The sequence below is a fragment of the Streptomyces sp. NPDC046876 genome, from assembly GCF_040645035.1.
Lineage (GTDB): Bacteria > Actinomycetota > Actinomycetes > Streptomycetales > Streptomycetaceae > Streptomyces.
Map to the genome: position 1 here is coordinate 90099 of NZ_JBEYXK010000019.1, position 12012 is coordinate 102110.

The 12012-nt window shown below is 72.8% G+C and carries 9 protein-coding genes; 6 read left to right on the top strand and 3 right to left on the bottom strand.

Going from position 1 to position 12012, the window contains the following annotated elements; all coding sequences use genetic code 11:
* Window positions 1-133: 133 nt before the first annotated feature.
* Together ABZ924_RS14125 and glgB are read left to right on the top strand one after the other, a co-directional pair.
* Complete coding sequence (locus ABZ924_RS14125; RefSeq protein WP_361908047.1) at window positions 134-1594, top strand: maltokinase; 1461 nt, start codon at window positions 134-136, stop codon at window positions 1592-1594.
* Window positions 1591-3918: a 1,4-alpha-glucan branching enzyme gene (glgB, locus tag ABZ924_RS14130; protein ID WP_361908050.1), complete on the top strand. Its 2328-nt coding sequence runs from the start codon at window positions 1591-1593 to the stop codon at window positions 3916-3918. Before ABZ924_RS14125 ends, glgB begins: the two co-directional genes overlap by 4 nt.
* On the opposite strand, the gene trxA is transcribed toward glgB, so the two are convergent.
* Entirely contained in the window at window positions 3908-4273 is a 366-nt protein-coding gene (gene trxA / locus ABZ924_RS14135) for a thioredoxin (protein WP_361908053.1), read from the bottom strand. The genes glgB and trxA overlap by 11 nt on opposite strands.
* A complete protein-coding gene (locus ABZ924_RS14140) occupies window positions 4270-4689 on the bottom strand; it encodes a MerR family transcriptional regulator (RefSeq protein ID WP_361908056.1) in 420 nt (139 codons plus the stop codon). Before ABZ924_RS14140 ends, trxA begins: the two co-directional genes overlap by 4 nt.
* Before the next feature lie 399 nt (window positions 4690-5088).
* Between ABZ924_RS14140 and ABZ924_RS14145 the strand changes: the two genes are divergently transcribed.
* The gene (locus ABZ924_RS14145; protein ID WP_361908090.1) at window positions 5089-5712 is read left to right on the top strand and encodes a helix-turn-helix transcriptional regulator; all 624 of its coding nucleotides are present in this window, start codon (window positions 5089-5091) and stop codon (window positions 5710-5712) included.
* A gap of 25 nt (window positions 5713-5737) precedes the next feature.
* Here ABZ924_RS14145 and ABZ924_RS14150 read toward each other — a convergent pair whose 3' ends face one another.
* Window positions 5738-6763: an ATP-dependent 6-phosphofructokinase gene (locus tag ABZ924_RS14150; RefSeq protein WP_361908059.1), complete on the bottom strand. Its 1026-nt coding sequence runs from the start codon at window positions 6761-6763 to the stop codon at window positions 5738-5740.
* Window positions 6764-6988: 225 nt separating this feature from the next.
* Between ABZ924_RS14150 and pta the strand changes: the two genes are divergently transcribed.
* The 3 genes from pta to pyk all read left to right on the top strand — a co-directional run bounded on the left by pta (window position 6989) and on the right by pyk (window position 11870).
* On the top strand, window positions 6989-9085 hold the full coding sequence (gene pta / locus ABZ924_RS14155; RefSeq protein ID WP_361908062.1) for a phosphate acetyltransferase: 2097 nt from the start codon (window positions 6989-6991) through the stop codon (window positions 9083-9085).
* Between the two features lie 73 nt (window positions 9086-9158).
* Window positions 9159-10376 (top strand): acetate kinase, encoded by a 1218-nt coding sequence (locus ABZ924_RS14160; RefSeq protein WP_361908065.1) that lies wholly within the window; start codon window positions 9159-9161, stop codon window positions 10374-10376.
* A 63-nt stretch (window positions 10377-10439) separates the two neighbouring features.
* Window positions 10440-11870: a pyruvate kinase gene (gene pyk, locus ABZ924_RS14165; protein WP_361908068.1), complete on the top strand. Its 1431-nt coding sequence runs from the start codon at window positions 10440-10442 to the stop codon at window positions 11868-11870.
* The last annotated feature ends 142 nt before the right edge of the window (window positions 11871-12012 follow it).

Below are 12012 nucleotides of genomic sequence, written 5' to 3' on the forward strand. Positions count from 1 at the left end.
GCAACACGAACGGGTCAACGGCCCGCCCCTGTACGGATCATCCTGACCCGACACTCACCCACCACCGGACAGCAACCCTCGCCATCCGGGACACTCTGCGCATTCTGTGACGGCCCGGGGAAAGGACGACGCCATGTCGGAGGCTGCATCCGCCCGGAGCCGCCAGGGCAGCCTGGCCGCCGTCCCGCTCAAACCGCTGGAGGCCATGCTGCGGGCCTGGCTCCCCGGGCAGCGCTGGTTCGCCGGCAAGGGGCGCGCGATCACCCGGCTCCGCCTGGTCAGCGCCGTCGAGCTGCTGCCGCCCGGGACCACCCCCGGGCTGCTGCACCTGCTCGTCGGCGTCGACTGCGCCGACGGGGCCGCGGACTGCTACCAGCTGCTGCTCGGGGTGCGCCCCGCGCCGCTCCCGCCGGCCCTGGCGCCCGCCCTCATCGGCCACGCCGAGCAGGGCCCGTACGCCGGCCACGCCGTCTACGAGGGGCTCGGAGACCCGCGGCTCGCCGCGCTGATGCTGGAACGGTTGCGCACCCCCGGCAGCCACGGACCGCTCCGCTTCGACCGGGACCCGGCCGCCCTGATCCCCGACGGGAGCACCCCGCGGCCGCTGTCCGGCGAGCAGACCAACTCCTCGCTGATCTACGGGGATTCGTACATCCTGAAGGTCTTCCGCCGGGTCGGGCCCGGCGTCAACCCGGACCTGGAGCTGCCCAGAGCACTCGCCGCCGCCGGCTGCACCCGCGTTCCCGCGCCGGTCGCCTGGTACGAGGCCGAGCTGGCCGGCGCCGAGCCGCTGACCCTGGGCGTGCTCCAGCCCTACCTGCGCGGGTCCGACGACGGCTGGCAGCTGGCGCTGCGCCGGCTCGGCGCGGGCGCCGACTTCACCGCCGAGGCGCACGCCCTGGGCCGGGCCACCGCCGAGGTGCACAGCGCGCTCGCCACTGCCCTGCCCACCCTCGCGCTGGGCCCGGAGCAGACCGCCCGGCTCGCCGCCGGGATGACGGCCCGGCTCGCGGCCACCGTCCGCGAGGTGCCGGCGCTGCGGCCGTACGAGGACGGGCTGCGGGGCGCCTTCGACGCCCTGGCCGCCTCCCGCGGGAGCGGGGTGCCCGCCCAGCGGATCCACGGCGACCTGCACCTGGGCCAGACCCTGCGCACCGCCGACGGCAGCTGGGCCCTGATCGACTTCGAGGGCGAGCCGGCCCGGCCGCTCGCAGACCGCCGCCGGCCCGAACCCGCCGTGCGCGACATCGCCGGGATACTGCGCTCGTTCGACTACGCGGCCCGCTCCCACCGCCCCTTCGCCCCGGCCTGGGCGGACGCCTGCCGGGCCGCGTTCTGCGAGGGCTACGCCCGCACCACCGGCCGCGACCCGCGCGAGGACCCGGTCCTGCTGCGCGCGTACGAGACCGACAAGGCGGTGTACGAGGCCCGCTACGAGTCCCGGCACCGCCCCGACTGGCTGCACGTCCCGATGGCGGCCATCCGCCGCCTCGCCGAACGGGAGCGCCCGGCCCACCGCGTGCCGCCGCCCCCGCCCCCCGGCAGTCCCGCCCCCCACCCCCACCCGAAGCCCCCGAGGAGGCCGCTCTCGTGAGCGCCGCACGACAGCCGTCACCGACCGTCCGCGCCGAGGCCGCACCCGCGGCCGCGCCCCCGGACGCAGCCGAGTCCGCCCCCGCGCCCGCGCGCACCGCCCGTACGCCCCGTACGCCCCGGGCCCGCCGGACCGCCGCGCCGCCGCACGGGGTGCGGCCGGCGCCCGCGCTCGACGACGGGGAACGAGCCCGGCTGCTGGAGGGCCGCCACCACGATCCGCACGCGGTGCTCGGGGCCCGGACCCAGCGGGGCGGGGTGGCCATCCGGGTCCTGCGCCCGTTCGCCAAGGCCGTCACCGTCATCGCCAAGGGCCTTCGGGCCGGGCTCCACGACGACGGCGACGGGCTGTTCTCGGGGCTGCTGCCGCTGGCCGAGGTGCCGGACTACCGGCTGCTCGTGGCGTACGACGGCGACGAGATCGAGGTGCACGACCCGTACCGCTTCCTGCCCGCGCTCGGCGAGCTGGACCTGCACCTGATCGGCGAGGGCCGGCACGAGGAGCTGTGGACGGCGCTCGGCGCCCGGCCGATGGAGCACCAGGGGGTGGCCGGCACCCGCTTCACGGTGTGGGCGCCGAACGCGCAGGGCGTCCGGGTCACCGGGGACTTCTCCTACTGGGACCCGGTGGGCCAGCCGATGCGCTCGCTCGGCTCCTCGGGGGTGTGGGAGCTGTTCCTGCCGGGGGTGGGCGAGGGCACGCTGTACAAGTACGACATCACGCGCCCGGACGGCAGCCACACCCTGCGGGCCGACCCGATGGCGCAGCGCGCGGAGGTCCCGCCGGCCACCGCCTCGATCGTCACGGCCTCGCACTACCGCTGGCGCGACGAGGAGTGGATGGCGACCCGCGGCGCCCGCCCGGTGCACCAGGCCCCGTTCTCGGTGTACGAGGTGCACCTGGGCTCCTGGCGCCCGGGGCTGTCGTACCGGGAGCTGGCCGAGCAGCTGCCCGCGTACGTCAAGGAGCTCGGCTTCACGCACGTGGAGCTGATGCCGATCGCCGAGCACCCCTTCGGCGGCTCGTGGGGCTACCAGGTCACCGGCTACTACGCGCCGACCTCGCGGATGGGCGGCCCGGACGACTTCCGGGCGCTGGTGGACGCGCTGCACCTGGCGGGGATCGGGGTGATCGTCGACTGGGTGCCGGCGCACTTCCCGCGCGACGACTGGGCGCTCGCCGAGTTCGACGGGCGGCCGCTGTACGAGCCCCAGGACCCGCGGCGGGCGGCGCACCCCGACTGGGGGACGCTGGAGTTCGACTACGGCCGCAAGGAGGTCCGCAACTTCCTCGTCGCCAACGCCGTGTACTGGTGCCAGGAGTTCCACGTGGACGGGCTGCGGGTGGATGCGGTGGCCTCCATGCTCTACCTGGACTACTCGCGCGGCGAGGGCGAGTGGGCGCCCAACGAGCACGGCGGGCGGGAGAACCTGGACGCGGTGGCGCTGCTGAAGGAGATGAACGCGGTCGTCTACCGGCGCTGCCCGGGCGTGGTGACGATCGCGGAGGAGTCCACGGCGTGGGAGGGCGTGACCCGGCCGACGGACGTGGGCGGGCTCGGCTTCGGGCTGAAGTGGAACATGGGCTGGATGCACGACACGCTGCGGTACGTGTCGAAGGACTCGGTGCACCGCAAGTACCACCACCACGACATGACCTTCGGGATGGTGTACGCGTACAGCGAGAACTACGTGCTGCCGATCTCGCACGACGAGGTGGTGCACGGCAAGGGCTCGCTGGTGTCGAGGATGCCCGGGGACTGGTGGCAGCAGCGGGCCTCGCACCGGGCGTACCTGGGCTTCATGTGGGCCCATCCGGGCAAGCAACTGCTGTTCATGGGGCAGGAGTTCGCCCAGGGCAGCGAGTGGTCGGAGGCCGGCGGGCCGGACTGGTGGCTGCTGGACCCCGCGTATTCGGCGGCCGGCGACCACCAGGGCGTGCGGACCCTGGTGCGCGACCTGAACCGGACCTACGCGGCGGCGCCCGCCCTGTGGGAGCGGGACACCGTGCCGGAGGGCTTCGCGTGGGTCGACGCGGACGCGGCGGACGACAACGTCTTCGCCTTCCTGCGGTACGCGCACGACGGTTCGCAGCTGCTGTGCGTGTCGAACTTCTCGCCGGTGGTGCGGCACGGCTACCGGATCGGCGTCCCGGAGGAGGTGCCGCTGTGGCGGGAGGTCCTCAACACGGACCTGGAGCTCTACGGCGGCAGCGGTGTGCGCCATGCGCAGCCGCTGCGGCCCGAGCCGGTGCCGGCGCAGGGCCGCCCGGCGAGCCTGCGCCTGACGCTGCCGCCGCTGGCCACGGTCTGGTTCAGGCCGTAGCCGCCACCGCCGGGCCCGGCGCCGTCACCGCTTCGAGCTCCTGGAGCAGGCGGCGCTTGGGCCGGGCCCCGACCATCTGCTGCACGGGCTCGCCGTCGCGGAAGACGATCAGGGTCGGCATGGACAGCACCCCGTAGCGGGTGACGGTGTCGGGGTTGGTGTCCGCGTCGATCTGGACGACCTTGAGCCGGTCGGCCTGCTCGGCGGCCACGGCGGAGAGCACGGGGGCGAGCTGCCGGCAGGGCCCGCACCAGTCCGCGGTGAACTCGACGAGCACGGGCCGGCCGCGCTCGCCGAGCACCTCCGCCTCGAAGTCGGCGTCGGTCACTTCCGCAACACCAGCGGCGTGGATCATGTCTTCCCTCTTCCCTCGGTCGTGTGGACGGTCATTTCGCAGCGCGGCACGGCGGCCTCCCCGGCGGCCTGCTCGGCCTCCGCGAGCTGGTGCGCCACCTGCTCGCGTACGTCGGCCAGTCGGCCGATCAGCGCGTCGAGCTCGGCGAGCTTGCGCCGGTAGACGGCCAGGGACGCCGGGCAGGAGTCCCCGGCGGGGTGGCCGGCGCGCAGGCAGTCGACGAACGGACGGGTCTCCTCCAGGTCGAAGCCGAAGTCCTGGAGGATGCGGATCTGGCGCAGCAGGCGCAGGTCCTCCTCGTCGTAGCTGCGGTAGCCGTTCGCCGCCCGCCGCGCGGGCAGCAGGCCGCGCGACTCGTAGTACCGCAGGGTCCGGGTGCTGGTCCCGGCCCGCTCCGCCAGTTCGCCGATGCGCATGCAGCGACCGTAATCCTTGACGCGGACGTCAAGGCAAGGGCGAGGAGGGGCGGGGCCCTCGCCACCCCCGTATGCGAGGGCCCCGGTATGGATCACGTAGGGAATGGGCCACGGGTTCACGGGGAGTGTGCGCGGGATCGGTGAAGATCGCGCACAGGGGTATCGCAGCGGGCGGCCGGAACCGTACGCTCTGAAGTGGATCTAGAGGGGCACCGATTACCGGACAGTCGCCGGGAAACCGGACGAATGCACGGAACTCCATAGGAGTTTCCTACGAGTTCTGTCCTTGTTTGAACGGTCTGTAGTCGCCACCCCTTGGCCACTCCTACGGTGTGCCGTGTGCAATCCAGCCCACCCTTCAATGCCCCCGCCGCGCGCCGACTGCGCGCGGCCCTGGGCATGGCACCCGGCCACGTCGCCTACGGCCTGCGCGCGCAGTACGGCCTGGCCGTCGATCCCGAGACCGTGATGGCCTGGGAGCGCGGCGAGGCATCGCCGAGCTCCGCCGAGCTGACCGCGCTCGCCGGCGTGCTGTGGTGCGCGCCCGGGGAGCTGCTCGCCGAGCCGGTGACACTGCGGGAGCACCGGATGGCCCGGGGGCTCGCCGCGGACGAACTGGCCCGGCGCATCGGGCTGGACACGGGCTCCTACCAGAAGATGGAGGACAGCGGACGCTGGAAGGGCAACGAGCGGCAGTCCGTCGCCCTGGCCCAGGTCCTCGGCCTGACGCTGGCGCAGTTCGTGGCGGCCACCGGCAAGCAGGAGGAGCTCGCCGAGATCCTGCGCAGCGCGGCCACCACGCGCTGGCAGGCGTACGTCAAGCCGCTCGCCAAGCTGCTGCCGGTGCCCCGGCAGCACCTGGAGCCGGTGCTGGAGCGGCTGCACACCGAGTACCAGTCCACGATGGTGGCCACCCTCAGCTGGGGCGGGGCCGCCGGCGAGGCCGCCACGGGCGACGCGGGCCGCGAGTTCCTCGCGGACATCGTGACCCGCTTCTGGTCCTCCGCCTCGGGCGCGGAGTAGACCCCGCACCACGGCCGGACGGGCGTCAGAAGACCGACTCGGCCTCGTACATGCGGTTCTCCGGGACCCGCTTCAGTTCGGTGATGGCCGAGGCGAGCGGGGCCATGACGATGTCGGTGCCGCGCAGGGCCGTCATGTTGCCGAAGTCGCCGCGGTGCACGGCCTCCACGGCGTGCCAGCCGAAGCGGGTGGCGAGGACGCGGTCGTACGCGGTGGGGACGCCGCCGCGCTGGACGTGGCCGAGGATGACCGGGCGGGCCTCCTTGCCGAGGCGGTGCTCCAGCTCGACCGCGAGCCGGTTGCCGATGCCGGCGAAGCGCTCGTGTCCGTACGCGTCGATCTCGCCCTTCTCGTACGGCATGGAGCCCTCGGCCGGGTGCGCACCCTCCGCGACGCAGATGACCGCGAACTTCTTGCCGCGGGCGAAGCGTTCCTCCACCATCTTCACCAGCGCGTCCACCTCGAAGCGGCGCTCCGGCAGGCAGATCCCGTGGGCGCCGCCGGCCATGCCGGACTCCAGGGCGATCCAGCCCGCGTGCCGGCCCATGACCTCGACGACCATCACGCGCTGGTGCGACTCGGCGGTCGTCTTCAGGCGGTCTATGGCCTCGGTGGCCACGGTGACGGCGGTGTCGAAGCCGAAGGTGCGGTCGGTGGCGGAGATGTCGTTGTCGATGGTCTTCGGGACGCCGACCACCGGCATCCCGGCGTCGGACAGCATCCGGGAGGCGGTCAGGGTGCCCTCGCCGCCGATCGGGATGAGGGCGTCCAGGCCGTACCGCGTCGCCAGTTCCCGGGCGTTCTCGGCGGCTTCGTGGAGGCGGGCGCGCTCCATGCGGGCCGAGCCGAGGATGGTGCCGCCGCGGGCCAGGATCCCGCTGACCGCGTTGATGTCGAGGGGGCGGTAGTGGCCGTCCAGGAGGCCCTTGAAGCCGTCCTCGAAGCCGATGACCTCGTCGCCGTGCCCGACCAGGGCACGGTGCACGACCGACCGGATGACGGCGTTCAGGCCGGGGCAGTCGCCGCCCGCTGTGAGAACTCCGATGCGCATCGTCCTGTGTCTCCTGCTCCTGGTTGGTGAAGCGTGTCTGATTCTTCCACTTGTATCCACTTGTTCCACGCGCCCGCGGCGCCACGCACCCCCTACCGGGCCTTTCGTCCCGCCCCGAAAGGCCCTTTTCCCGGGGGGCGCCCTATCCATCCGCGGGGGTATTGTCAAGAGGGAAAGACCACCCTATCGGGGAAAATCGACGAGGACGACGGACGGAGAGCCCGCGTGACGCGCAGCGTGTATGTGACCGGTATCGAGCGGGGGGACGGCCGGCAGGTCGTCGAGCTGGGGATCATGGAGCTGCTGACCCGCCAGACGGCGCGCGTCGGCGTCTACCGGCCGCTGCTGCACGACGCACCCGACCGGCTCTTCGAGCTGCTGCGGTCCCGCTACCGCCTGGACCAGGACGCCTCTACGGCGTACGGCATGGAGTACCGGGAGGCCTCGGCCATCCTGGCCGAGAAGGGCACGGACGAGCTCGTCTCCCGGCTCGTCGACCGCTACCACCGCGCGGCCCGCGACTACGAGGTCATGCTCGTCCTCGGCACCGACTACGCCGACACCAACCTCCCCGACGAGCTGGCGCTCAACGCCCGCATCGCCAACGAGCTGGGGGCCGTCGTCGTACCCGTCGTCGGCGGCGCCAAGGCACCCGCCGAGGCGGTGGGCGCCGAGGCCCGCAGTGCCCACCGGGCCTTCGAGAGCCTGGGCTGCCACGTCGTGGCGATGGTGGTCAACCGGGTGGCCGCCGAGGACCGCGACCGCATAGCCGAGCGGCTTGCCGCCCGGCTGCCCGTGCCCTGCTACGTGCTGCCGGAGGACAAGTCGCTCTCCGCCCCGACCGTCGCCCAGATCACCAGGGCGCTCGGCGGCGAGGTGCTCCTCGGCGACGACGCCGGACTGGCCCGCGACGCCCTCGACTTCGTCTTCGGCGGCGCCATGCTGCCGAACTTCCTGAACGCCCTGACCCCCGGCTGCCTGGTCGTCACCCCCGGCGACCGCTCCGACCTGGTCGTCGGCGCGCTCGCCGCGCACACCTCGGGCACGCCGCCGATCGCGGGCGTCCTGCTGACCCTGAACGAGCGGCCGAGCCAGGAGGTCCTGACCCTCGCCTCGAAGCTGGCGCCGGGCACGCCCGTGGTGTCGGTGTCCGGCAACAGCTTCCCGACCGCTGCCGAGCTCTTCTCTCTGCAGAGCCGGCTGAACACCGCGACCCCGCGCAAGCTCGAGACCGCGCTCGGCCTGTTCGAGCGGCACGTGGACACCGCCGAGCTGCGCAGGCTGCTGTCGGTGGCCCGCTCCGAGCGGGTGACCCCGATGATGTTCGAGCACGAGCTGCTGGAGCGGGCCCGCTCCGACCGGCGCCGCGTCGTCCTGCCCGAGGGCACCGAGGAGCGCGTGCTGCGCGCCGCGGACGTGGTGCTGCGCCGCGGGGTGTGCGAGCTGACCCTGCTGGGCGAGGAGCAGGCGATCCTGAAGAAGGCCGCCGACCTGGGCGTCGACATCTCGGCGGCGCAGCTGATCGACCCGGCGACCTCGCCGCTGCGCGAGCGGTTCGCCGAGTTCTACGCCCGGGCCCGCGCCCACAAGGGCATGACGGTCGACCTGGCGGCCGACGTGGTCACCGACGCCAACTACTTCGGCACCCTGATGGTCCAGGAGGGCCTGGCCGACGGCATGGTCTCCGGCTCGGTGCACTCCACCGCGGCCACCATCCGCCCGGCCTTCGAGATCATCAAGACGAAGCCGGAGGCCTCGATCGTCTCCTCCGTCTTCTTCATGTGCCTGGCCGACCAGGTGCTCGTGTACGGCGACTGCGCGGTCAACCCCGACCCGAACGCCGAGCAACTCGCCGACATCGCCGTGCAGTCGGCGGCGACCGCGGCCGCCTTCGGCGTCGAGCCGCGGATCGCGATGCTGTCGTACTCGACCGGCACCTCGGGCAGCGGCGCGGACGTGGACAAGGTCCGCAAGGCCACCGAGATCATCCGCTCCCGGCGGCCCGACCTGCCGGTCGAGGGCCCGATCCAGTACGACGCCGCCGTCGAGCCGTCGGTCGCCGCGACCAAGCTCCCCGGGTCGGACGTGGCCGGCCGGGCGACCGTGCTGATCTTCCCCGACCTCAACACGGGCAACAACACCTACAAGGCCGTGCAGCGCTCGGCGGGCGCCGTCGCGGTCGGCCCGGTGCTCCAGGGCCTGCGCAAGCCGGTCAACGACCTCTCGCGCGGCGCCCTGGTGCAGGACATCGTCACCACCGTGGCGATCACCGCGATCCAGGCGCAGGGCGGGGGCGCACCGGCGCCGGCCCCCGGCGCCTGACCCGACGCCGTCCCGTACGCCCTCCCGCTCCCCCTCACCCCACGTCACCCACCCGAAGGAAAGACCTCCCACCGTGACCACCGCATCGCGCGTCCTCGTCCTCAACTCCGGCTCCTCGTCGGTGAAGTACCAGCTGCTCGACATGGCGGACTCCTCCCGCCTGGCCGTCGGCCTGGTGGAGCGGATCGGCGAGACGACCTCGCGGCTGGTGCACGAGCCGCTGGCCGGCCCGGGCGCCGCGGGCGGCCGGCGGGAGCGGGTGGGCGCGATCGCCGACCACGAGGCCGCGCTGCAGGCGGTCGCGCAGGAGCTCGCCGCCGACGGGATGGGCCTGGACTCCCCCGAGCTGGCCGCCGTCGGGCACCGCGTGGTGCACGGCGGGACCCGGTTCACCGCCCCGACGGTCATCGACGACGAGGTGCTGGCGGAGATCCGCAGCCTGATCCCGCTGGCCCCGCTGCACAACCCGGCGAACGTGACCGGCATCGAGGTGGCCCACCACCTGCGCCCCGACGTCCCGCAGGTGGCGGTCTTCGACACGGCCTTCCACGCGACGATGCCCGAGCACGTGGCCCGGTACGCGATCGACGCCGCGACCGCGGAGAAGTACGCGATCCGGCGCTACGGCTTCCACGGCACCTCGCACGCCTACGTCTCGCGGGCCACGGCCGCGCTGCTGGGCAGGCCGGTCGAGGAGGTCAACGTGATCGTGCTGCACCTGGGCAACGGGGCCTCGGCCTCGGCCGTGCGGGGCGGGGTGTGCGTGGAGACCTCGATGGGACTGACCCCGCTGGAGGGCCTGGTCATGGGCACCCGTTCGGGCGACCTGGACCCGGCGGTCATCTTCCACCTGGCGCGGGTGGGCGGCTTCTCGGTGGATGAGATCGATTCGCTCCTGAACAAGAAGAGCGGTCTGCTGGGGCTGTGCGGCGACAACGACATGCGCGAGGTGCTGCGGCGCGCGGGCGAGGGCGACGAGGCGGCGCGGCTCGCCTTCGCGGCGTACGTCCACCGCCTGAAGAAGTACATCGGCGCGTACGCGGCGGTGCTGGGCCGGGTGGACGCGGTGGCCTTCACGGCCGGGGTCGGCGAGAACGCCCACCCGGTGCGCGAGGCCGCGATCGACGGCCTGGCGGAGCTGGGCCTCGTGCTGGACCCCGAGGCCAATGCCGTGCGCTCGCCGCAGGCGCGGCTGGTCTCCGCGGAGCACTCGCGGGTGGCCGTGGCCGTGGTCCCGACCGACGAGGAGCTGGAGATCGCCGCGCAGGCGTACGCGCTGGTTACCCAGTAGTCACTTGTGGTTTCCACCAGACGGAATATTCCGCTTCGAAACAAACCCGATAGGATCCGCTCCATGCGCCGTTCCAAAATCGTCTGCACGCTGGGCCCCGCCGTCGACTCGTATGAGCAGCTGAAAGCACTCATCGAGGCAGGTATGAACGTGGCCCGTTTCAACTTCAGCCACGGATCCCAGGCAGAACACCAGGAGCGGTACGACCGCGTCCGGAAGGTCTCCGCGGACACCGGGCGCGCGGTCGGCGTCCTCGCCGACCTCCAGGGTCCGAAGATCCGTCTCGAGACCTTCGCCGAGGGCCCGGTCGAGCTGGTGCGCGGTGACGAGTTCACCATCACCACCGAGGACGTCCCGGGTGACAAGTCCGTCTGCGGCACCACCTACAAGGGGCTGCCGGGCGACGTCGCCAAGGGCGACCAGGTCCTGATCAACGACGGCAACGTCGAGCTGCGGGTGACCGAGGTCGAGGGCCCGCGGGTGAAGACCATCGTCATCGAGGGCGGTGTGATCTCGGACCACAAGGGCATCAACCTGCCCGGTGCCGCCGTGAACGTCCCCGCCCTGTCGGAGAAGGACGTCGACGACCTCCGCTTCGCCCTGCGGATGGGCTGCGACATGGTCGCGCTGTCCTTCGTCCGCGACGCCAACGACGTCAAGGACGTCCACCGCGTCATGGACGAGGAGGGCCGCCGGGTCCCGGTCATCGCCAAGGTCGAGAAGCCCCAGGCCGTGGAGAACATGGAGGCCGTGGTCGCGGCCTTCGACGCGGTCATGGTGGCCCGCGGCGACCTGGCCGTCGAGTACCCGCTCGAGAAGGTCCCGATGGTGCAGAAGCGGCTCATCGAGATGTGCCGCCGCAACGCCAAGCCGGTCATCGTCGCCACCCAGATGATGGAGTCGATGATCACCAACTCCCGCCCGACCCGCGCGGAGGCCTCCGACGTCGCCAACGCCATCCTCGACGGCGCGGACGCGGTCATGCTGTCGGCCGAGTCCTCGGTCGGCGCCTACCCGATCGAGGCCGTCAAGACGATGTCGAAGATCGTCACCGCGGCCGAGGAGGAGTTGCTCTCCAAGGGCCTGCAGCCGCTGGTCCCGGGCAAGAAGCCCCGTACCCAGGGCGGCTCCGTCGCCCGCGCGGCCTGCGAGATCGCCGACTTCCTCGACGGCAAGGCGCTGGTCGCCTTCACCCAGTCCGGGGACACCGCCCGCCGGCTCTCGCGCTACCGCGCGGCGCAGCCGATCGTGGCGTACACCACCGATGTCAACACCCGCAACCAGCTCACCCTGAGCTGGGGCGTCGAGTCGTACGTCGTCCCGCACGTGGACAACACCGACGCGATGGTCGAGCTGGTGGACTCCGAGATGGTGAAGCTGAGCGCCTACGACGCAGGCGACACCCTGGTCATCACGGCCGGCTCGCCCCCCGGCGTCCCCGGCACGACCAACATGGTCCGGGTGCACCACCTGGGCGGCACCGCGGGTTCCTGACCCGACTCTGCCGCACAGAGACCGAGGGCGGGCACCCGGATCCTGAAGGGGATCCGGGGGGGCGCCCGCGGGGGGGTGAGGGGGGGCCGCCCCGATAGGGGCCCGCGGTGTAAAAGCCGGCCCGGACGGGCGCCCCCACCCG

Excerpts from the sequence above, each read along its gene's own strand:
- ABZ924_RS14125 (WP_361908047.1), top strand. The coding sequence starts at position 134 with ATGTCGGAGGCTGCATCCGCCCGGAGCCGCCAGGGCAGCCTGGCCGCC.
- trxA (WP_361908053.1), bottom strand. The coding sequence starts at position 4,273 with ATGATCCACGCCGCTGGTGTTGCGGAAGTGACCGACGCCGACTTCGAG.
- ABZ924_RS14145 (WP_361908090.1), top strand. The coding sequence starts at position 5,089 with ATGGCACCCGGCCACGTCGCCTACGGCCTGCGCGCGCAGTACGGCCTG.
- ABZ924_RS14150 (WP_361908059.1), bottom strand. The coding sequence starts at position 6,763 with ATGCGCATCGGAGTTCTCACAGCGGGCGGCGACTGCCCCGGCCTGAAC.
- pyk (WP_361908068.1), top strand. The coding sequence starts at position 10,440 with ATGCGCCGTTCCAAAATCGTCTGCACGCTGGGCCCCGCCGTCGACTCG.
- ABZ924_RS14140 (WP_361908056.1), bottom strand. The coding sequence starts at position 4,689 with ATGCGCATCGGCGAACTGGCGGAGCGGGCCGGGACCAGCACCCGGACC.